Here is a 24,303-nt window from a genome sequence, read left to right on the forward strand (position 1 = left end):
TTATCGTGCTTCTAGTAATTCTATTAATAACGTTTTAAAAGGAGGCTTTCCATTTAATAAAAGATTTGCGGGGTTTCCTAAATATGTGTAATTAATAGGTTCTGTTTTGCCACCAAGGTACTTCGCTAGAAATTGCTCTATTATAATATGATAAGAAATATTGTTATATATATTGCAAAAATTATGATTTTCATCTTTATACAACGCATAAATGATAGGTTTATTATATTTTACCATTGCCGCTACCATTCGGTCAGATTCAGTTTGTTTTATTACTGAATCTTTACCTCCTTGAATTATAAGTAACGGTTTCGTTATGCTTTTGACATAAGTTAAGGGAGATTGGTGACGTAATTTTTCTCTTTGCTCCGCTGTTTCTGAAGGTCCTATTTTCATTTCTGCTTGATATTTTTCAAATTTCCAATCTCCAGAAAGATTTTTTAAAGCTGTTAGTAAGTCAGGAGGCCCGGCAATATCTACACCACACGCAAATAAGTTAGGGGTAAATGTTAATCCTGCTAGAGCAGCATAACCTCCATAACTCGATCCCATAATAGCAATTTTTCTAGGATCGGCTATTTTGTTTTTAATAGCCCAATTAACAGCATCTATTAAATCATCTTGCATTTTTTTACCCCACTCTCCATTACCGCTATTTAGAAAATCTTTACCAAAACCTGCCGAACCACGAAAATTGACACTTAAAACAATATAACCACGATTAGCAAGCCATTGATGTTCAGTATTCATACCCCAAGAGTTTCTTATAGCTGGACCGCCATGCACTAAAAGAACTAGCGACGAAGGTTTATTTGGGTATATTTTTCTAGATAATTTCATATTGTTAGGAAAAGTAATATAACTGACTAAATTTAAGCCGTCACGAGACTTTATAATTATAGGATTCATAGGAGCAAGACGATATTTTTCTAGTTCAGCTTTACGACAGAATAAGAATTTAATTTGCTTTTTCTGGCGGTTATATTTGTAATATTTAGTAGGATTAACATCACTATAAAATTCAATAAACCAAATTTGATCATCTAGAGTACGGTGTATAATATGTATATTACCTAAATTGAGGTTTTGAAGATATTTAATATCCCTCTTAATAGAGTTATCTAATATTTTATACTCAACTTTATCATATTCGGTTACTATTGCTTGAATCTCATGAATAGTCGGATGTGATGTTAATACATTAATATCAACACGCTTATCCTTAGCTAATAACTTCAATACCCCGGTATTTAAATTTAATAATTTAAGAGTAACAGTATTATTATCTCGACCATCGAGTAAATAAATATTGTTGTTAGTATGATCAAAATCATAAAATTTAGTATTTATAATATCTTCATTCGATAATCTCATTAAAAATAGCCATTGATTATTTTTTAATCGGAAATATTCTTTTTCTCCCTTATTATTTATAAATATACCTAAACGTATATTAAGATCATTATCGAAGATAAAACTAGAAAATTTATTATTTTTCATAATAAGCTTTTTACTATGATCAAGAAGATTTAACTCATAAACATCAAAATAATGTTGATTGGATGATTTTAAGCCAATTAATATTTTATATGGTTTGTTGGTTGCTCTTTTGGCAAAAATTTTGGCTGTTATTCCTTTTTCTGTGGTAAGTAATTTTGTATGGTTAGTTTCTAAATCATAACTATAAAGCCGATAGTTTTTATCATTATTTACATCTTTTAAATACAAAATATGCTGGTTATCGTATGCCCATATATAATCATAAACGCCCGTTTTTACTTTGATCGCTGCTTTAATATTTTCTAGGTTCTCACTATCGGCAATTAATAAATCCAGTACCTCATTATTGTTTCCTAAATAACTAATATATTTGCCATTCGGACTAAAACTTATCTTAATTTTATCAGGATAAGAAAATAAAACTTCCCTCGGAATGATAATATCTTTAGGTGAAGTATTTGCCCTAGCTGTAGATAATATTACTATCCAACATATAATTACAAAGATAATTTTTAATTTCATAACCCTTCTCATTAATCAATTTATGGTTATATAGCCACTATATCAATATAAAGTGATTTTTAATAGTAATTTTTAATAAAATCTTCTTTATGCTAACAATCATTTACTTATATACTGTTAATTGTAGAAATATTTATATTCTACAATTAATTTAACTATTAATAATTTAAGAGGATTTTATGAGTAAAGATAAAGGTAATAATAAGAATGAATCTCCAGGGGGCAGCGGCGGCGGTATAACATAACAGGAATTATAGGCGCTATTGGTAACGCTGTTTGTGAAGCCAATAGAGAAACTTCATGGCAGTGTCCTTATGATAATGATGTTAAATCTGCTGGAAACGATGCGTATAGTAGTAATAATAATTATGATTATACTAGTCAGCCCGATAAGTAAAACACTCTATATAAAAGCTGGGTAATCTATAATTTAAATCTTCTTGCTTTTGAAACAACTTAATATAGTAATTTCGAAAGCAAGCTAAGTAAATAATACTACACCTCCAAACGTTTAATTTTACTTTCCAGTTCTTCGTTATTAAATTCTATATTAATTACTGCTCCGCCTTGTTTACTGTTAGCTATATCCAAGGTAGCGCAATGTTCTTGCGCTATTTTCTTAACGATAGCAAGCCCTACTCCCATGCCTTTATTTCGAGTAGTTACATAAGCTTCTGCGGCTCTGCCGATTAGCTCTGGCGGAAAGCCGATGCCGTTATCTATTACGGATATGGTAACTAGCGAAGATGAAGATATTATAGAAACTGAAATATTACCTTTTTTGACATTTTTTTTAGAATCTATTGACTCTTCGGCATTTTTTAACAAATTAATCATTATCTGATTTATTTGCGTAGCATCACAGACAAAATCAATTGAATCAACATTACTATTAAAAGCATATGATATTGTATCATTTATTAATTTACGTGATTTAACTATCTCTTTAATAAGCAGTACTAGATCATAACGAGCAAACACAGGAGCCGGAAGCCTTGCAAAAAGTACAAACTCGGAAACAATCTTTTTTATATCGTTAGTATGACGAATAATCATATGTAAATAATTCTCAAATTCCGCTTTATCTTTAACATCACTGCTAAATTTTTTAAGCAATCTCTCCGAAGCAAGTAAAATAGGAGTTAAGGGATTTTTAATCTCATGCGCTACTTTTCTTGCTACATCCGACCAGGCAAGAGCACGCTGTGCTATAATTAAATCTCTTTGTTGACGACCAAGCTGTTTAATCATTCTATTAAATGCTGCATAGAGCGCGCCTATTTCATCTTTGTCAACTTCATCTTCAGGAACCTGAATAGTTAAATCACCATCTTTTACTTTATCTGTTGCGTTAACTAATTTTTTTATGGGATTTACTATTTTAGCGGTAAACATAACTCCGAAACTTATTGCGACCAGCAAAAGCAATAAAGCAATGAAAATAAAAATTATCGAAAATTTTATTTGCATGCCGGAAACCTGCTTTTTAAGGCGGTAATATTCTCCGGCTGCACCGTTAGTTTTATCAATATGATCAATAATTTTATTGTCAATCAATCTGCCGACTAATAAATATACATCATTATATTCTTTAAGCTTAATCAGCATGCGGATTTTAGTAGGATCAGACTTCACTTCTACTATCTCACCCAAATCCGCTTTTTTTATTAAATGAGCTGGTATAGTTGCAAAGGACAGAGAAAAACTCAGGAAGGTATTGGCAATAATAGTGTTGGTGGCTTTATTCAAAACTATTGCTTCATCAAGCGAGCGCATTTCAGCTTCAGTATTTAGCGTTTTGGTAAACAAAGCAGGATTATGCACTAAATCATAATACATATCGCTTAAATCCTCAGCAACGGACATAGATGTTTCCCTTAACTGTAATTTATGCTCGTCAATATAAGATTCGGCAACTATTATGGATTGATCTAAAACGGCCGAAATCTTTTTATCAAACCAAACCTGAATACCGAAATTAAAAAAATAAGCGGAAAATACCGAAACGATAATAGTAGGAACAGTGGCAACTAGACTAAAAGCAATAATAATACGGTTTTGTAATTTAGAAGCATTTTGATCATCACTTTTGGTAAAAAAACTTTGAAAAAATTTGCGAGCAAGTAATACGCCTAAAATTAAAAAAATTACTAAATCGACTAATATAAAGCCTATGACTTTACTTGGGTCTAGCCCGCCTTTTCTTGACTCTACCGACATTACATAATAAGTAGCGCAAGCTAGAATAGTCGCAGCTATCATTAAAATAAAAATTATTGATCTACTGCGGAAATGTTTTTGTAATAGCGGTTTAAAATAATTTAGCATAATGATGTTATTCCTCATCTCCGATGTCATTCCTGCGTAGGCAGGAATCCAGAAGAATTAAACAAATGTAACGATAACTTACAGTTCTATAGAAAAAAGCCTTACAAACTAAGGCTTTTTAGTCTGGATTCCCGTTTTCACGGGAATGACATAAGGGACAGCATGAATGACATCAAACATGCTTTTCATATTCATTTAATAATGCCATAATGTTACTACTCAAATGATTTTGAAAATTGAATTTTATTTTGAAGGGTGAACACGCGCAGCTTATACTTAATAAGTGAGCATGTGAATCCCTGATAAAATGAAAGAGCAATTTTTAAAAGCAGAAGAGTTAAACAAACTCCAGCAGCGTCTGTCCTCTCAATACATGATCTTTTTCGTTAACGAAAATTTTAGCTATTTTTCCGTCTCTTTCTGCAAGGATTATATTCTCCATTTTCATAGCGGTTAGTATCATAATCTCCTGCCCCGCTATTACCGCCTCGCCTTCTTTTATTTTAATTATGGCAATTTGCCCTGTAAGAGGCGCTTGCAATTCAGAACTTTCTTCATTAATGATTTTTGCAACCATTAACGCTTCAAGCTCTGATATACGCGGGGAACGCACAAATGCTTTTACGCTAATGCCCGCATGTGATAAAATATAGCCGGTGGGTATATTTTCAATTTTAATATTAGCTTTTTTGCCATTAACTAGACAGGCGAAAAGATCGTTACCCAAATGCCAGTTACTCCGAATATATAGCCGATCGCTTTCATGACGTATATTATAGCCGTTTTCAACAGGGGTAATTAACACAGGAAATAATTTATCGTCAATCGACACCACCCATCTAGTACCGATTTTATTACTCTGGTTGCTAATATTACCGGAAATTGACGAAGCACGTTTTTGTTCCGAAATATAAACAAAAATAGCAGTTGCAACAAATACGCCGGTGCTCTCAGAAGTTAAGCTAGCTCCGGAAAAGCCATCCGGATATTCTTCTTCTATAAAGGCAGTAGTAATATCGCCGCTAACAAAGCGAGGATGCAACATTACCGCTTCCAAAAAGCTTATATTATGAGAAATACCACTAATTATATATGAGCTTAACGCCGATCTCATAACTTCAATTGCTTGTTCTCGATTCTCTCCATAAGTGCATAATTTTGCAATCATTGAATCATAAAACATACTTACTTCACCGCCGAGCCCAATCCCTGTATCTATACGAATATTAGGGTTTTTCGCAGGTTCGGAATAGGCAGTAATCCTACCGCTAGACGGCAAAAATCCACGGCTTGGATTTTCTGCACAAATTCGAGACTCAAATGCCCAACCTTTTAACTTCACATCTTTTTGAGAAAATGAAAGCTTTTTGCCCGCGGCAATTTTTATCATTTCTTCGACTATATCTATACCAGTGATTAATTCGGTAACAGGATGCTCTACTTGCAACCTTGTATTCATCTCTAAAAAATAAAAGTTTTTTTCACTATCTACTATAAATTCCACAGTACCAGCTGAGTAATACCCAACCTTTTTAGACAAGGATACTACTTGGTCATACATTTGCTGCCTTATTTCTTCATTAATAAAAGAACTCGGAGCTTCTTCTATTACTTTTTGATGATGACGCTGGATAGAACATTCCCGTTCGCCTAAACATACACTATTGCCGTGCTGATCAGCAAGTAATTGAATTTCGATATGCCTCGGTGACTGGATTAATTTTTCAATAAATAATCTACCGTCACTAAAACTATTTACTGCTTCAAGTTTAGCTGATTCAAAAGCACTAGCCATTTCCTCTTGATCTTTTACTACTCTCATACCGCGCCCACCGCCGCCAGCAGTTGCTTTAACTATTACAGGGAAGCCTATTTCATTGGCAATATCGATTGCTTGCTTAACATTGCTTATTGTTCCCATATAACCCGGAACAGTACTAACTCCTGCCTCGATTGCAATTTTCTTCGCTTCAATTTTATCGCCCATTTTCTTAATAGCCGTAGCACTCGGGCCGATTAAAGTAACGCCTTCTCTCTTTAAAATATTAGCAAAATTCGGATTCTCGGATAAAAATCCATACCCAGGATGAACTGCACCAGCACCGCTCTCACGAATGGCTGAAATAATATTTTTAATTGATAAATAACTCTCGGTTGCTGGAGAATTACCAATATAATAAGCTTCATCCGCCTGCTGCACGTGCATTGAACTGGTATCTGCTTCAGAATACACAGCAACAGATTTAATACCCATTTCTCGCAGGGTGCGTATTATTCTCAAGGCAATTTCACCGCGGTTAGCAATTAGAACTTTATCAAATAACGGTTTAGTCATAATTTCTCGTAAATAATGTAATATTAGTATAGTGCTCCTTTATGTCATTCCTGTGAAAACGGGAATCCAGAAAAAATACTTTTAAGTCCTCGTGAATTTATTTCAGTATCTACTAAGAAGATGCTGAAACAAGTTCAGCATGACAAAGAAAAAACTGGATTCCTGCTTTCGCAGGAATGACATACGGCACTTTTTTAGAGCCACGCATAAATGCCTCCTCGCAATGACAAGGTAAACAACGACGCTTAAGCTACAGCGGCAAATTATCGTGCTTTTTCCAAGGTAATTCAACTTTCTTAGTACGCAGAAAATTTAATGCTCTACATATTCGCCATCTGGTATTTTGAGGTTTTATAATATCGTCTAAATACCCTCTGGACGCAGCGACAAAGGGCGACGTCACAGTATCTTTATACTCGGCGATTTTTTGCTTTTTTGCTTCCGGGTCTTTACATTCTTCCTTAAATATTATCTCTGCTGCTCCTTCAGCTCCCATAACGGCAATCTCCGAATTAAACCATGCATAATTTATATCTCCCCGTAGATGCTTGGAGTTCATAACTATATAAGCACCCCCATAAGCTTTACGAGTAATTACGGTAATTTTAGGAACTGTTGCCTCAGCATAGGCATATAAAAGCTTGGCTCCGTGTTTAATAATACCGTCATGTTCTTGCGCAGTACCCGGTAAAAATCCTGGTACGTCAACTAAACTAACGATTGGGATATTAAAAGCATCGCAAAAACGGATAAATCTTGCCGCTTTTCTTGAAGCATTAATATCTAAGCACCCCGCTAAATGCAAAGGCTGGTTTGCTACAAAACCGACAGGATAACCTTCCATATAACCAAAGCCGATAATGATATTTTTAGCAAAATCAGGCTGTAATTCAAAAAACTCCCCTTCATCAACTATGCGCTCTATTAACTCCTTCATATCATAAGGTTTATTAGGAGTAACAGGTATTAACGTACTTAAAGACATATCCACCCTATCGGCGGGGTCAATCGTACAACGCATCGGTAGAGGACTGCGATTGGACAATGGCAGAAAATTAAAAAATTTACGGACTTCCAAAAGCGCTTCTACGTCATTTTTAAATGCCAAATCAGCAACACCGCTTTTAGTGGTATGCATATGCGCACCGCCGAGTTTTTCTTGACTTACTTCTTCCCCTGTAACGGTTTTAACTACGTCCGGACCAGTGACAAACATATAAGAAGTATTTTTAACCATAAATATAAAATCGGTTAAAGCCGGAGAATATACGGCACCGCCGGCGCAAGGCCCCATGATTAAAGAAATTTGCGGGATAACTCCGGAAGCAAGGACGTTGCGTTGAAATATTTCACCGTACCCCGCAAGAGCATCTACTCCCTCCTGGATTCTGGCACCACCTGAATCATTAATACCGATAACAGGCGCACCGCTAGCTATTGCAGCATCGATAACGTTACAAATTTTCTTAGCATGATATTCGCCGAGCGAACCGCCAAAAACCGTAAAATCTTGGCTATATATGAAAACTAATCTACCGTTTATAGTGCCGTGCCCGGTCACTACGCCGTCACCTAAAAACTTTTTATCCTTCATGCCGAAATTATCGCATCTATGGGATACATACATACCCGTCTCGGTAAAGCTACTCGGGTCTAATAATATTTCTATTCTCTCTCTACTTGTTAGTTTACTTTTTTTATGTTGCAAGTTAATTTTTTCTTCACCGCCTCCTTGCCTTGCAATATTTCGTTTTTCATCAAGTAACTCGGCAGACTGGATATTAAATTGACTCATGTGTGCTTTTATCTGTTTAATGATTAAGGTATACTATATAATAAAATTATAAAAAGCCTAGTAGAAATTTTTATTGCGGCTAAGTGAAAGGTAAGTATTAAATGACTAAAATAAAAGAAAATTCAGGAAAAGCTGAAAAACCTAAATCAAAAACAAAATTTGATAATTTATCAAGTGCATTAAAAGAAAATTTACAAAGACGGAAAAAAAGTCAACAGAAAAAAAGTGATGAAAAAGATACTGAAACAAGTTCAGGATGATAGAAAAGTATTTTTTCTTAGATTGCTGCATCGCCCTGCTCCTCGCAATGACGATTTTTGTAAATTAACAACACTAATTTTGGGATAAGACCATTAACAAAATTATTCCACCCAATGTATATTTTTATTAATACATACTTAAATTCTTGAAGATTTAATTTTTCTACACTAACATCAATAATAGAAATTATAACTCTAGCATTCCATTTGGTTATCGATTAATGACGGTAGCTAAGCCAAAATTCTCTTTTAAATAAAGGAAAAATAATGAAAAAGCAAAAAGCTGCCCCAGTTACTACAACTCTTCCTGCTAATAGTGCCAAAACAATAATGCAAGAGATAGAAAATATATATGCAGAAAATATTAATGAGCCTCTTAGAAAATCTTACGGTAAACCACTCGAAGTACTAAAAGTAGATATGGAAATTTTAAGCAAACTAGCTGCTGACTTAAAATGTGCTATAATAGATCATGGTCAGGGAAAAGCTTGTCTTTACCTGGCAAATTTTCATTGGAACGGTTGGTTATTTGAAAAAAACGCTACTAATGGAGATATAGTTCTTACTATAGGGAAAAAACTTGGATCAATAGATTGTATAACCGTTAATTGTAGAGACCAAGACTTTAATATAGAAAACGAAAAATTAGCTGTGGCTATTCATTTAGGAATTATAGGAAATAAAAAACAACATTCAACCGACAAGCAAATTAACAGCATAATACATGAAGAGATTGAAGCTAATAATCTCAAAATTTTAGATAGTAATAAGAAAGATATAGTTGCGTTATTTGATCCCCCTTCTAACACCTCAAATTTTAATTCTCTTTATACCGCTCCATTTGCAGACTTAAATATTGAAGTATCAAAATATGAAGAGAATCAGAAAGTGGACCTAATGGGCGATAAATGCGTTGTCTGTCTAGTTCTATGATTAAGCTATTTAGTGTATAGAACGGGGGAGTTGCAGCACCCCTACTACTACCCTAGCCGTTCCTTCAATTCCGGCAAGGAAAAGTTTGCCGGTTTTATAAAGTCCGTTATTATATGTCCGTTATCAAGGATTATAACCCTTTTGCCATAATTTACCGCATCCTCCAAATTATGCGTGATCATCAAGGAGGTTATTTTATGCTCTTCTATGATTTTTGCCGTTCTGTCCATAACTTCTTTGGAAGCTTTAGGGTCAAGGCTAGCGGTATGTTCATCCAAAAATAATATCTTTGGTGGATGTGCAATGACGAGTGCTAGCAAAATAATCTGTTTTTCGCCCCCAGAAAAAGCACTAAGCGGCTGTTTTAAAAGAGCTAAAAAACGTTTAGGGTTACCAGTTAACTTAAGTACTTCCTCATTCGTCAAACGCTGTTTCTTAAAAAATCTGCTTTCCCATAAAGTAATATTTTCCTCTAAGGTTAATTCAGAAAATAACCTATCTTCTGCTTTCTGCGTTATCGTCACAAGCATTGAAGCTTTTTCACTTGTCGAAATTTTATTAATTGGCATTTGATCCAAAAATATTAGTCCGGAAGTGGGGTGCATATAACCGGCAAGTATTTTAGTTAAAGTAGATTTACCGCTACCGTTATGCCCTAATATTACAACGAATTCTCCTTTAGAAATACCAAGGGTAGTTTGAGCAAGTAGCGGCTCATTTCTTTCTTTAACTTTAAATTCTATCTTTTCGGCATATAAATAAGGTTTCATAAGCTACCTTTTCTTACTTTGCGTAATGAAATAAATAATATTATGCCGAGAATTAGTTTAAGATTTATTGGATCAATTCCTATTGCTAGTAAAAAACTAAGACTTATAAAGTAAAATAATATACCTATGAAACAAGCGAATATTTCTTTAAAAGGACTAAATTTATTAGCATGGATTAAGATATGACGCCCGATTACAATAGCTCCGATACCTACAAGCGCTATACCAAACCCCATATTAATATCAGCAAAACCGTTTACTTGAGCAGTCAAGGCGCCTGTTAAAGCGGCGAGCAAGTTGCTAAGGCTAAGCCCTATTGTGCGATAAAGCTCCGCCGACTTACCTAAGGTGTGTAGCAGATTCCTATTATAACCAAATGCCCGAAGTAATAGCCCTATCCTTCCTTGCAATAAAATTATTACCGTAATCATAATCAGAGCATTAATTATAATCAGAGGAATTAACCAGTTCTCGCCATTAAACAAAGATAAAATAGTCGGCATACCCAAAACGGATATATTAGGACGCTGAAGAATTTGCAAATTAACCGAGTAAAGCATAAATACTGCAAGTATGCCGGTTATTAAACTGTTAACCCGATTATCTTTTTGCATAAAGCTAACTATGCTACCTACTATAATACCAGCTATCATACTAGCGATCAAAGCAGGTAATAAACCAAATGAAATAGTGCGAGCAAATACTGCTGCACCTAAAACATACGTACCATCCACAGTAAGATCAGTAATTTTTAAGATCTGATAGCTTATATACATACCTAAAATAAGAGGCAGCATCAGCAAAGACTGCTCAAGCGCAATAAATAAAATACTCATATCTTTATTATTCCTGCGTTGCGATATGAGCAAATGGCAGCGCCGATAAATTTTCCTCAGTAAGGATGTTTTGTTTGGCAAAAGATACAGGATTAATAAATAAAGTTAAATCGCTCATAGACTCAAAAGGAATATCACTTGGTTTTGTGCCAGTTAAAATCTTTTTAGCTATCAAACCGGCTCTTACTCCGATTTCTTTTTCTCTTACCCCTAATGCAATAGTTGCACCGTTAATTACCGAACCTTCATCAGAAGCAATTATTGGAATTTCACGTTTAAAGGCTTCTTGCTTTAGTATATTTATACCGCTAACTATTAAATGATCTTTTAATATTAGAAAAGCTTGTGTATCTCTTGGAGCATTTTTTACAGCTATCGGCAGATCATTTAAAGTTTGGACCATTGCAAGATGTATTGAAATATTATTTTTTGCAGCGTATGATTTTAGCTCTTCAACTTCCGGCACAACTTTTTCATTACTACTATAAATCAGGGTTATATTATTCAAAAAAGATAATTTACTAATTACCTCGGTAATTTTTATTTCATCATTAACCCCGATAACTAAAGGAAGATTTTTATTATCAATCATGGCTGCTGTACAAACAATCGGCTTATCTTTTATATGCGCAATTACGGTTTGACTGGTAGAAGTACCAATCGGGATTATTAGATCGATATTTTGATGTTTCATTTGTTTGATATAGCTAAGTAAAATATTAGCGTCAGCATGAGCATTTTTAACTATGATCTCTACGTCATTATCGTTTAGAGACTCTTTAATTCCAGCAACAATTTGCGTCATCGCCTCATGTTCAAGAGGCACTATAATTACAACTTTCTTGTGATCTGCGTGCACTATTGTAGTAATAAGTAGAGAAAATAAAAAAACTAAAAGATTTTTTTTAAAAGAAAATCTTTTAGAAATAAAAGAGAGGAACATTTTGGTATCCTATAATGTAAAGTTAATAATTTATTCTGAAGCTCATATAATATGAGTTTTTAAAGACCTAGAAGACTATCTACGCCAACCTAAATTCTGAATAAAATTTTTAACTTTTAAGGATATCATCATGATTCACTTTTATTATTATTTTGTCGCTTTGTCAAGCTCAAAAAAAGATATTGTTTCTATTTTTAGTATGAGATTATCAACCAAAACATTACACTCAATCTATATTATTTTATTAATAAACATTTATTTTTAGTAGTGGATTAATGATTGTTGAATACCCCTAATTCTTATATAATTTCACCGACGAGAGAGCTTACAAGCTCATTGTCTTGGTCATTATATTTCTCTTGACCTCTCATCAAGTTAAGCATGATTTTATCAAGAGCATCATTAGGTTTTTGATAATTATAGTTACCTTTATGAGGCGAAGCCATAGATGGGTTAGTAAATATAGAAAAAATATTTTTTATTGGATTAATCAAAAATTTTTTTATCAGAAGAGAAGAAGTACTACCTGATAAAGAATCTAAAATAATGTAAAGATTTTGAAAATTATCTATAGTAGATAATTCTTTAAAGGATTTTGAGGATATTGTGTCTAATAATGAGGGATCTATAGTTTTATATTTATTACCTTCTGCTTTTTTATTATTACCTAATTGATAAGGTACCGAAATATTATAATTTTGTTCTATACTAGATTTATTCAAAATTTTATTATAAACACTCGTGGATATTTCATTCATTGAATTTTTAAACCATCCAATAACATTATTTATTATTGATGATGGCCTTGCTCCACTACTTGCTACTTCTTCAAGATAATAAATACTCTCGATTGATATTATCTCAAAAGTCTGCTGAGAAACCCTTGATGCTGGGGGCTGCAAACTTTCCTTTAATGCACCTATATTGCCAAAAATTGGGTCTATCCAATCCCATAGAGTTTTTTCTAAATCACTATCAGTTGGCATAGTAATAGGATCATTTAAATAACTTGAAAAACTATTATTGACAAAATCAACTAAAGGTGCAATATGTGGAGTATAATAATCTTTACCAAGTCTTAAACTTGCCTCATAACTCTCGTAATTCTCCCTCGCAATAGCAATCAAATATAACTCATTTATCTTTTGCATCTCTTGAATAAATAATTTTTTTGCTACGCACAAATAGTGATCTCCAATCTTTTGTTCTAATTCAGCAATATTAACGTTATCATTAATATTCTTATACTTCTCTTTAGCACTCAGATTTGTTTTTATTATGTCCCAAATATCTTGCATGCTCTTGAGGTACTTTTGACAATAAAGAGGTAGCAGTAAGTCCTCTTGATCAAGAACATAAGAAAATTTTATGAAAGCAAAATTTTCTTTCAGTTTACTTACATCATTAGACTTACCTAGATTAAATGAATAAAAACTCCTTAATTTCGAGTGGTATTTATTATTCCTAAACTCTATTGTATGTAAAGGACTTATTGATTGATTTTGCCAATTTTTAATTGTAATATTTGTAATATAATTATTAGGAGTAGATAAAACAATATCTTGATTTTCATTAAAGGATATTTTAAGATCATTAGGTGTGACTTGATCTAAGTCAAATACTAACCTGCCGTATGTACCATATATATCTGTCCTACTATCAGATAACAATCTGTCGTTACAATCAATCATTACGTGTCTTGTATCAGTAGTATTAATATGGTAATCTTTATAATTTAACCTCTCCCATGATTCCCTAAAATTCTTGTCATTTATAGCGGCCGTAGCAATATTTAATAACATTTCTCCTGTTAGCACTTTATTATCTTGAGTATAATATATGATAAAATTATACCACGCACTTGGAACACGGAAGAAATCTTCTAGAACCGTTAATTTACCCGCATCTTTTTCTGAGTAATAATCTTGAACGATAGAGTTAAAAGCTATCAATAAATCGTGATCAACTTTATAGTATAGCACGTCGACAGAGTTAGCGTTTAATTGTGCATAGTTAAGAATGTAATCATGATTTAATGTAATTTTGCCAAAATTATCTTTGCTACCATAATATATTAGTTCCTGCGGATCTAGAGGATCTTTGAAAGTAAAATAATATCCATTCTTATCTCCGATAATAATCTTTTTTTGTTCCTTAATACCTAAGTCAGATGTAAGATACTCGTTGATCATTATACATCGAAAATAATTTTTAAGAGTAATTGCTTTTGGTGGTAGTGTTATATTATTATGATTATACTTTAATACTAGATCATCTGATGATGATTCAATCCTAATTTTATTAGATGTGTCAATACTTATTAGGTCTGCATTATATTGAAGAGCTGGCAATGGATAATTTTCATCTATGTAGCAATTGTCAATAGTGATTTTATCTCTACTATAATCAGCAATGATATACGTATCATTGCTCCCCCCTCCTCTTGCACAATCCATCCTTGGCCCGAACGTTATTTCATGATTTTGATACCACGAACCTAAATAATTTATACTATTCTCATCGTGATAATGATAATTATACTTTATGCTGCTAGGAGACTTAATATACCATTCTTGGTCATCATACGTTGTATTTCTTTTACTATATATCAAATCTGTTATTTCTTCTTGGAGTATAAAGTCTATAATTTCGTTGTGTGGATTTATTATATTGTAAACTGAGCTCTCATTGTAATTATTAAGCTTTAAGGTAAATTGTTCTTGTGTTCTAGGTTGAGTTAGAATCATAGATAAACTATTCTCTGATTCTAAATACCTCATACTCACCTGGTTATCAAAAGCCTCCTGAGAATTCATCAAATGATTTTTAAAAAAAATATTTATAGTACCATTAATTATATTATTATCAACGGTACTATTACCTCTATATTGAATTTGGTCTAAATAAATATTATAATTAACATTCTCTTGATCAATTATAATCAAAGTATCAGGGTGCATCATGATATGCGGGCAATTATGAATTGTGTCTATATTAGTTAAGTTAGTACCTTGACCATTAATTATGATTGGTGTATCAGAATGCTGACAAATAAATTTTTCTGTGAAATGGGCTCTTCCTATAATATAATTAATAGCATTAACTTTATCTATGAAACTTGGTAAATTTGGCACATTCTCATTAATATAAGGGGTAATAATAATTTTATGCTCTGATATAGCAATTTGTAAAATATCATCTTGTACATTATTAAAATCTAATGTATTAATAGCATGTTCATGGAGTACTATCTTACCTACAAATTTTATACTAGAAAACATGAAATAATTTGCAGTATTATTGCCCCCCCCTTCTATTTCCAGACCTTTTACTACTTCCCATGTGTTATGCGCGTCGTGACGGAGTTTGGACACCAATGCAGCGCCTAGAGTATGCTTGCTTAGCTCTTCTAAATCTACAGGGCCTTGATGTTCAGATCTGAACCCCTCAAGAATTGTTGTAGCCCAAACCCCGCATGGATTTCTTACTTCTGCTTTAGTTATTACCCCTTCTTGCATAGTCTTAACCTCAGATATAAAAAATACATTGGTATATTTATAATATTTTGCATTTTGCTCGTTATCCAATATATTGGTCGTTTCTGTTGCTGCTTTAATTCTTCCTACTGTAACATTTTGTAGATTATATATAATGGTTATGTCTTTCGGCCTAACTGTCTTAAGAGATGTATCGCTTATCATTACCATATTATAAGCATGATACTTTGTATCTTGCTGTGGACCAAAAACACTATTTGGACCACTACATTCACCTTTATCAGTACTATCTAATGTTGGAGCAGCATAGAATGTTATATTTTCTGGTGGCTGTATAGAAAAACGACTTAGTCGGCGTCCTGCATCTGGAGATACTCTAGTAAGATCTATTAAGGCAATTTCTGGTTTTATTACTACAAACTCCTGAGTAGGCCTTACTGAGCGAGCAAGTGATATTATACTATTAAATATGAGTTGGAACCCTGTACATGGGTCACGTTGTATGTACTCGCACTTGACTATCTCTAAACTCTGATATTCTTGAACTACTCTGTCCGAATAAGAGCGACCATCATTTTTTGCTCGCTTTTTCTCTACATAGCGAACATATATTGTTGATGAACCAAAAATTTTTTCTATTGTTTTCATCTCATCGTAATAATATCTAGATGTTATTGTAGTATCAACTATCCTTTTAATATGCGATGAAACCTCTGCCATCCCTAAACTCAACGCTTGGTCTAAAAAGAGATGGACCTTTTCCGCCTCAGTGAGAGGATACTTGTGCGCATATTCCTCTACTAACTTACTAGCGTTGTATATTACTTGTACTATTAACGATACAGTTGCTCCTATAACCGTACATCGCATTAATTGTAGATATAGTGCAGGATTTATATAAGGAGCGAATGTACTAAGAATATAAGGTAGAGAATCAATAATATTAAAAGCTATTCTTACTAACAGATCGTGAACTTGTGGATCACTGCGGTTATAGCCTAATTTATGTAATTGATACGAGTTGGTGAGCAGATCCTTGATATTGAGAAAATTTAAAATAGAGTTTGCTGCAGCTCTTTTTACAGTAGCACTTGTAGACATGGAATTACCTAAGAATCTTTCTAATTTAGGACCAAACACCATATGTCCTATATTTACTGCCATGCTTACTTTATCACCTGAAAATGTTGCAGAAATCATATCAGGGGCATTTCTCAACCTACCTAAAGATGTAGATTTAGCTTTTGAAAGTTTATTAAAACGATTGACCCTTAATCTTTTGTGAGAATTCATTAAATATAAATTAGCTATATCTTTTATATCTAATATTGAGAGCGATAATTGTTTTGTTAATAAAGATAGTTGGGATATCTTAAATGATGCAATACTGTGCGCTTGGCTCTTGATATTGAAGTCATCTGGATTTAGATCAGTCAAGTCCGTCGTTTGTTTTTTGCGCATTTGAATAAACGCAGTAGCTTGTGCTTGAATTTTCTTCGCTATACTGTACTTCTTCTTTTCCTCGTTTCCCTCTCCTCTCTTAAATAGTAAGTTTTGAGTTCCTTGTATTATATCCGCTAAATTTGATGGTTGCACATTAAATAATAGGTTTACTGTAGCTGCATATTCTCCTGCATCTAAAAAAATCTTTTCATATTCTCTTAAAGTATTATTATGAGGCTTTGTAAGTAGCCACTGTCCAATTGTCCTTTCTCTGTCGCTACCTTGCTCTACAATAAATGCTCCCATAGTATCTAAAATCCTCTTAGATATTTTATGACCATATATTATTACGTCAACTCTGCGGCTTTCCGTAATCATATCCCGCGCTCTTGTAATAGGTTGCAAAAACCTTTCTAACTTCCTTTTTGCATGAGGACCAGAGGAAAACTCAATTCTTTCTATTAGAAAAACACTGCGTGTTAGCTCAAGTTGTATTAATATCGACCTTAATTCTTGATAAGATAAACCTGAAATCATACCATAATCTGGATCAAAAATATGATATGCTTGATCTCTATAATAAATTGCTAAGTTATCTTGCTCAGTTATTATACCCCCCGGGCGTCTTATTTCTTTACGTGGTGTAGTAATTTTTAAAAATTGATACCTCATCCTTGATTGGGGAAGTTCAAACTCCTTTGCCAAGTTATCCATGCTCACAATCATTTGCATGTATTGAGTAACATTGCGAACCTGGAATAGCCCAAAGTTATTAAAGAAGCTATTAAATTGCTCTGCTGCACTCTCTTCCATTTTGTAAGCATTAGTTAGTGGTAAATCAATTATATCTTCTAGTGATGAATCAACTAAAGATACACCTGTAGATATTTTATTAAATATTACCTCAACAACTTGTTGTAGTTTATATAAAAATAGCTCATTTAAATATTCACCCTGTTTATTTTTCAAGAAAAAACACCTTGAATTTGCCTCAATAAGCGCTTCATGAATATCTGTTAAATCAATGTTAAGCTCCTTTAAAAAAGGAAAATATAAATTATTCTTGAATGCTTGAACACTTACCTTCGGATTATTAAAATGATATGTCTTTAACGTTTTTTGAGACACAAGCCTGTAATATTCAACATTTCCCCATATACCAGTTGCGTTCTTAATATATGGCCCTTGATCGTTATAATCACTGTCAATATTAAACTTTATTAACTTTGAAAAGGCAGTATTTAAAACAAATGTAAAATTTTTCATTTATAAATTATTTTTAGTTTATTAAAATGTAATGCTTTTATACACGGTCAATTGATCCCAATCCGTCTACCAAACAAAGCCTGTTTATTATTTTTTATTATTTACAACGTAAAATAAAGTTAAAAAAAATTAAGAAGTAGAAAAAGAATATTTATAAATAGGAAGGGTTGAGTTGTATAGTATTTTTGATCAAAAAACCCGCTCCCAATAGAAGAAATGTATTACAGGTTTATTTTATATTAGATATATATCTAGAGATTTATTTAATAATTTACATTTTAAAGAATTGTGCTTATCTACAGGAATTAGGAAAGATAAATTTAAGGGCAAGTCAGTACTGATTTACACTAGTATATTGGCAAGACGAGCGCCAAAAAATTTGCTTGTATCATAAACAGTAAAGCTAAAGCAGTACCAATAGTAGAGTTTACAAGCAATAAAAAGATTACATTAACTAAAAACATTTACGGCACAAGAATTGAGTTTGGTAATAGTAATATCGAGGTTGCTGAAAGTACTGCCCGTGTAAGTTTTGCCCCTACTTTAAATGGTGAAGCTCACATTAATAGTAATATAAATAATAGTAAGTTAATTTTTGCTGATGGGGATGTAAATTTAGGGACTAACACTAGCTTTAAAACTACTCTTGCCGCTAGCGGTAAACTCGAACATATCGTCACTAAAAGTAAAATTATCGTTAATGCAAATGTACGTACTAAACAAATTGAAATCGATTAGGCAGTAGCTTTAGGTAATAGAAAATATATATTTATCGAAAAAGATGGAGGTAGTGTTGAATTTTCTGATCATGGGAATAAACTACCTATAGTTAAAACGAACAACGGTTACTCTAAATGGCATTTAGAAATTGATCCGGCAGATAATAACATTTATGCAGTGCATACAGATATATCCGAGCAAGCTATAGAACAAGAAGTAGCAAGAAGAATAGAAAATATTAAAAATATAGTAAATGATCAAAATCCGGTATCAACAAAAGTTACAACAGAGATAGGCAGAATTAATCCTACTGTTGAAGCATAGTATCTAATAGAATTGATTTCTCGGATAGAAGAAAAGCTTTAGGAACTGCATCTGCAGGTGAAGAATCTGATATGAATTATGGGGCATGGGCTTTACCGTTTTATAATCAGTCAAGCCAAAAACAGAAAAATAATGTGGCTGGTTATAATGCAAAAACCACTGGCGGCGTATTTGGGTTTGATATATTACCAAGCGATGACACGATGCTTGGCACCGCAGTTGCAATAACTAAGACCGACATGAAATATAAAATGCGAAGTCTGGCGACAAAGCGCAGATTAACGGCTTAATGTTCTCTTTATATGGGGTGCAGAGACTTGGTAATAATTTCTATGTACAAAAGCTATAGTAATGATTCAATATTAGTAGCACCGTTTGTGGGAATAGGCTATAGTAAATCGTATGGGATAAACTATACAAAAGCTGGAGCTGAAGTACAAAACAGAGCTATTTCTAAAAAAGCAGGTAAATAGAGTTGATGGGATTTTGGGCGCGCCTATAGTTATAGATACAGCAGTAATAGAGCCGAGCGCCCACGTTATGGCAGTACAGAAATTGAGCAACTCATCACCAAAAGTAGAAGCAAAACTCCAAGGGCAAACTAAAGCAGCTACTTCTAAACCAGATAATTTAGCTAAAACTTTATATAATGCTGGAGTAAACCTAAATGTTAAGCATGGTATGCTCGAGCGTGGGGTAAGGCTATGATGCTCTTTTATATAGCGAAGAAGTATATGGCTCATCAAGGCTCATTAAAAGTCTGCATAAACTTTTAACTATCTCGGTATTAGCTGAGCAAAGTTGTACGAAGTAGGAGAATGACGCTGGAGAATTTTAGTATAATCTCCGAACCGTGCAACAACGCTTATGCCCTACGAGTATTACTATATCAATACTTATTTTGCAATGCCAGTATTGCAAAATAAGTATTGATATACATAAAAAAAGGAAAAAGCGTTATCAACTGTATAAACAGACCGAAGCTATATTTGACAGACCAAGATAAATTGCATAATATACTGCGCATATTTTAAGTTGAATATTATGAAATCAGATAAATTATATCTTTTTAGGGACAAGCGTTTTCTACCAAATTTTATAGTCCAATTTTGCGGTTGTCTTAATGATAATATATTAAAAAACGCTCTTATTATCCTGATAACTTATGGCTTATCCAACCATTTAAGTGAATATAGTAATATATTGGTGCTGGTCGCCAATACTATTTTCGTATTGCCTTTTATAATATTTGCAAGTATTGCAGGACAAGTTGCCGATAAATACGAACGCTCGTATTTGGTTAAAATTATTAAAAGCTGCGAAATTGCTATAATTGGCCTTGCTATTTATGGATTTCTTCATAATAGCTTGTTACTCTTGTTATTATCTATTTGTTTCATGGGCATTCATTCGACATTCTTCGGTCCAATAAAATATAGCGTTTTACCCGATCATTTAAATAAAGACGAATTATTAGGAGCTAACGGCTTTGTTGAAGCTGGAACTTTTATTAGTATTTTTATCGGTACCATAATCGGCAGTTATTACACTATAAACAGTAATTTTATTATTCTAGCATTAGTTATTGTAGCTATTTTAGGTTTGGTTACTAGTTTTTTTGCGCCCAAATCAAATAACGCGAATCCTGATATTAAAATAAATTTTAATATCATCAATGAAAGCTTAAATATGCTAAAATATGCTAAAGCCAAAAAGCAGGTATATTTAGCGATACTTGGTATTTCATGGTTTTGGTTTATAGGTGCTGCAATAATTGCGCAAATCCCTTTACTTGCTAAAGAAACTTTTGGTGCCGACGCAAATGTTGCTAATTTATTTTTAGCAATTTTTTCACTTGGAGTGGGGGTAGGATCATTCTGGTGCAGCAAGATTTTTGAAAATGAAATTACCACCAAGTATGTTTTTATTTCGGCTCTTGGAATTAGTATATTTGGCATTGATTTATTTTTTGCCAGCCGAATAAGTGCAATTCGCTATGAACCTGAGCAATTAAAAAATATCTTAATATTTTTATCAAAAATACACAATTGGCGTATTGTTATAGATTTATTTTTTATTGCAGCTATCGGTGGTTTGTATATCGTACCGCTCTTTGCAGTATTACAATATTTTACAAGCCCCGCCCATCGTAGCAGAATTATAGCCGTAAATAATTTAATCAATTCAATTTTTATGGCGGCTTCTACTATAATATTATCATTATTATTTTACCTAAATTTCTCAATTCCATCCGTCATATTAGTGGTAAGCTTACTTAATATAAGCGTTGCTTTTTACATTTATCGTTTAATGCCGGAAGTTAAGATTATACCTTTCAAGCTTATAAGGTGTATATTTCAAGTATTTTTTGATTTTATGTATAAAGTGGAAGTTAAAGGGCTAGAAAATTTCCATAATGCTGGAAAAAGAGCTGTAATTATAGCTAATCATGTTTCTTATCTTGATCCACCTTTACTTGCTACATATTTGCCGGAACAATTGACTTTTGCTATTAATACCGAGATAGCTAAAATATGGTGGATTAAGCCTTTTTTGCGTATGGCAAAAACATTACCGGTTGATCCTTCTAACGCTATGGCACTAAAAACCTTAATAAAAATAGTGCAAAAAAATAAGAAAATAGCTATTTTTCCCGAAGGAAGAATAAGCATAACCGGTTCTTTAATGAAAGTTTATGAAGGTCCGGGGATGATTGCTGATAAAGCAGATGCAGTAATTTTACCAGTTAGAATAGACGGAACACAATTTACGCATTTTTCTAAGTTAAAAAATATATTAAAAAGGAAAATATTTCCAAAAATTACTATTACTATTTTACCCCCAGTAAAGTTTGCTGCACATGACATAATAGATAATAGGGAAAGACGTAAATATATCGGTCAAGCACTCTATGATATCATGGCCGATATGATGTTTGAAAGCTCTGACTATAAAAACACTCTTTTTCAATCTCTCATTGACTCGGCTAAACTTCATGGTTTTAATAAAAAAATAACTGATGATATCGAAAATAATTCGGTTACTTATCGCCAGTTAATATTTAAATCTTTTGTTTTAGCCGATTTAATCAAAAAAAATACTGATTTAAATGAGCATGTCGGGATAATGCTACCTAATATGTCGACAACCTTAATTACTTTTTATGCTACACAATTTTGTTCCCGCATTCCTACCATGATTAACTGGACAAGTGCAGCAAGTACTATAATCTCCGCATGTAACACGGCTTCAGTTACAACAATTTATAGCTCTCGAAAATTTATTGAAAAAGCTGCTTTACAGGAAATAATAACTAAGCTTCTTGAGGCTAACATCAAAATAATTTATCTTGAGGACGTGAAAGACGATATAGGTTTATGGCTCAAAATAAAGTCGTGTGTCGGTACTTTTTTCCCGCAAAGCTATTATAATCACTTTTGTAAGAATTCGAATTATAAAGACAAGGCCGTTATACTTTTTACTTCAGGTACTGAAGGAACACCTAAAGCAGTATTATTATCTCATCAAAATTTACAGGCTAACAGATATCAAATAGCTGCTAAAATACATTTTAGCCCCGAAGATTTAGCTTTTATTGCTCTTCCCATGTTTCATTGCTTCGGTCTCACCGGTACTATAATCATGACCCTTAACGGCATAAAATCATTTTTCTATCCTTCGCCTCTACATTATCGCGCCATACCCGAAATAGTATACGACGTGGGCGCAACTATCTTAATAGGTACCGATACGTTTTTAAATGGCTATGCTAAATATGCTCATCCATATGACTTTTATTCGATACGTTATGTATTTGCCGGTAGTGAAAAACTTCGAGAAAAAACAAGACAATTATGGCTTGATAAATACGGTATTAGAATTTTTGAAGGCTACGGCCTTACTGAAGCCTCACCAATTATTGCTTGTAATACCCCCATGCACGACAGGCAAGGAACAGTCGGAAGGTTATTATCTAAAATCGAATATATTATTAAACCGGTTGAAGGAATAAAAGAAGGCGGTCGCTTACTTGTTAAAGGACCAAATATTATGCTCGGCTATATAAAACCTGATCACCTCGAAAAAATAGAAGATCATTGGTATGATACCGGTGATATCGTAAAAATCGATTCGGAAGGTTATATAACTATAATCGGACGAGTTAAACGCTTTGCCAAAATAGCTGGCGAAATGATTTCACTAGTAGCTATAGAGGAATTAGCGGCACAGATAGATTCAGATACTAATAGTGTAAACGCTGCTATTTATTTAAGCGATAAAAAGAAGGGGGAACAAATTTTACTTTTCACTACTAGCTCTGTTATTACTAACGAAAGTTTTATAAGTATAATAAATAAAGCTATGGTTTCGTCGATACATTTACCTAAATTTATCATTAACGTTAAAGAAATACCGATTTTCCCTACCGGTAAAGTTAATTACCCGGAAGTGATTAAAATGGCGCAAGAGTATGTGGGTATTAACGTATAGGGTCATCTAGTTGTTTGATCGGCGTTGTTGCGTAGATCGTTTTTTTAGTGTCATACCAGCGAAAGCTGTTATCTAGCTTTTGTTAAGTAGATTCCTTCTTTTTTTCGAGGGAATGACAACGAAAGCGCTTAGGATATCCATGCGGGCAAGGCTTTTGGCATTGTTGCGTGGATATACTTCACGCGTCATTGCGAGACGCTGTAAGCGGCACGGCAATCTAAAACTTTACCCATCATTGCAAGGAGCCGCTAGGCGACGTGACAATCTTATGATTAGATTGCTTCGCTCCGCTCGTAATGACGAAGCTGTGATTTTTTTAGATTGCCGCGTCGATTCTTCG

General features: G+C 33.3%; 15 protein-coding genes. 7 read left to right on the top strand and 8 right to left on the bottom strand.

All coding sequences use genetic code 11. From position 1 onward, the window contains the following. From OTR29_RS04325 to OTR29_RS04340, 4 genes are all read right to left on the bottom strand, one after another. Positions 1-2,022, bottom strand: coding sequence for a S9 family peptidase (locus OTR29_RS04325; RefSeq protein ID WP_422229431.1), 2,022 nt, complete (start codon positions 2,020-2,022; stop codon positions 1-3). 495 nt (positions 2,023-2,517) lie between these two features. Beyond that, positions 2,518-4,350: a sensor histidine kinase NtrY-like gene (locus tag OTR29_RS04330; protein WP_422229432.1), complete on the bottom strand. Its 1,833-nt coding sequence runs from the start codon at positions 4,348-4,350 to the stop codon at positions 2,518-2,520. Between the two features lie 337 nt (positions 4,351-4,687). Next, complete coding sequence (locus OTR29_RS04335; protein WP_422229433.1) at positions 4,688-6,685, bottom strand: acetyl-CoA carboxylase biotin carboxylase subunit; 1,998 nt, start codon at positions 6,683-6,685, stop codon at positions 4,688-4,690. Between the two features lie 250 nt (positions 6,686-6,935). Continuing rightward, on the bottom strand, positions 6,936-8,480 hold the full coding sequence (locus OTR29_RS04340) for an acyl-CoA carboxylase subunit beta (protein WP_422229434.1): 1,545 nt from the start codon (positions 8,478-8,480) through the stop codon (positions 6,936-6,938). 101 nt (positions 8,481-8,581) lie between these two features. Between OTR29_RS04340 and OTR29_RS04345 the strand changes: the two genes are divergently transcribed. Next, on the top strand, positions 8,582-8,740 hold the full coding sequence (locus OTR29_RS04345; RefSeq protein WP_422229435.1) for a hypothetical protein: 159 nt from the start codon (positions 8,582-8,584) through the stop codon (positions 8,738-8,740). A 267-nt stretch (positions 8,741-9,007) separates the two neighbouring features. Beyond that, positions 9,008-9,673: a hypothetical protein gene (locus OTR29_RS04350; protein ID WP_422229436.1), complete on the top strand. Its 666-nt coding sequence runs from the start codon at positions 9,008-9,010 to the stop codon at positions 9,671-9,673. Between the two features lie 47 nt (positions 9,674-9,720). On the opposite strand, the gene OTR29_RS04355 is transcribed toward OTR29_RS04350, so the two are convergent. The 4 genes from OTR29_RS04355 to OTR29_RS04370 all read right to left on the bottom strand — a co-directional run bounded on the left by OTR29_RS04355 (position 9,721) and on the right by OTR29_RS04370 (position 18,428). Then, on the bottom strand, positions 9,721-10,443 hold the full coding sequence (locus tag OTR29_RS04355; protein ID WP_422229437.1) for an ATP-binding cassette domain-containing protein: 723 nt from the start codon (positions 10,441-10,443) through the stop codon (positions 9,721-9,723). Then, complete coding sequence (locus OTR29_RS04360) at positions 10,440-11,279, bottom strand: ABC transporter permease (protein ID WP_422229438.1); 840 nt, start codon at positions 11,277-11,279, stop codon at positions 10,440-10,442. The genes OTR29_RS04355 and OTR29_RS04360 overlap by 4 nt, the downstream gene beginning before the upstream one ends. A 7-nt stretch (positions 11,280-11,286) precedes the next feature. Next, positions 11,287-12,222: an ABC transporter substrate binding protein gene (locus OTR29_RS04365; RefSeq protein WP_422229439.1), complete on the bottom strand. Its 936-nt coding sequence runs from the start codon at positions 12,220-12,222 to the stop codon at positions 11,287-11,289. A 299-nt stretch (positions 12,223-12,521) separates the two neighbouring features. After that, the gene (locus tag OTR29_RS04370; protein WP_422229440.1) at positions 12,522-18,428 is read right to left on the bottom strand and encodes a hypothetical protein; all 5,907 of its coding nucleotides are present in this window, start codon (positions 18,426-18,428) and stop codon (positions 12,522-12,524) included. A gap of 897 nt (positions 18,429-19,325) precedes the next feature. Here OTR29_RS04370 and OTR29_RS04375 point away from each other — a divergent pair. The 5 genes from OTR29_RS04375 to OTR29_RS04395 all read left to right on the top strand — a co-directional run bounded on the left by OTR29_RS04375 (position 19,326) and on the right by OTR29_RS04395 (position 23,963). After that, a complete protein-coding gene (locus OTR29_RS04375; protein WP_422229441.1) occupies positions 19,326-19,472 on the top strand; it encodes a hypothetical protein in 147 nt (48 codons plus the stop codon). A gap of 11 nt (positions 19,473-19,483) precedes the next feature. After that, positions 19,484-19,762 carry an autotransporter outer membrane beta-barrel domain-containing protein gene (locus OTR29_RS04380; RefSeq protein ID WP_422229527.1) on the top strand — a complete coding sequence of 93 codons (279 nt, stop codon included), beginning with the start codon at positions 19,484-19,486 and terminating at the stop codon, positions 19,760-19,762. Between the two features lie 42 nt (positions 19,763-19,804). After that, entirely contained in the window at positions 19,805-19,945 is a 141-nt protein-coding gene (locus tag OTR29_RS04385) for a hypothetical protein (protein WP_422229442.1), read from the top strand. A 13-nt stretch (positions 19,946-19,958) separates the two neighbouring features. After that, complete coding sequence (locus OTR29_RS04390; protein ID WP_422229443.1) at positions 19,959-20,180, top strand: hypothetical protein; 222 nt, start codon at positions 19,959-19,961, stop codon at positions 20,178-20,180. Positions 20,181-20,516: 336 nt separating this feature from the next. Continuing rightward, a complete protein-coding gene (locus tag OTR29_RS04395; RefSeq protein ID WP_422229444.1) occupies positions 20,517-23,963 on the top strand; it encodes an acyl-[ACP]--phospholipid O-acyltransferase in 3,447 nt (1,148 codons plus the stop codon). Positions 23,964-24,303 lie beyond the last annotated feature (340 nt).

The organism is Rickettsia endosymbiont of Halotydeus destructor (genome assembly GCF_049278075.1).
GTDB lineage: Bacteria > Pseudomonadota > Alphaproteobacteria > Rickettsiales > Rickettsiaceae > Rickettsia.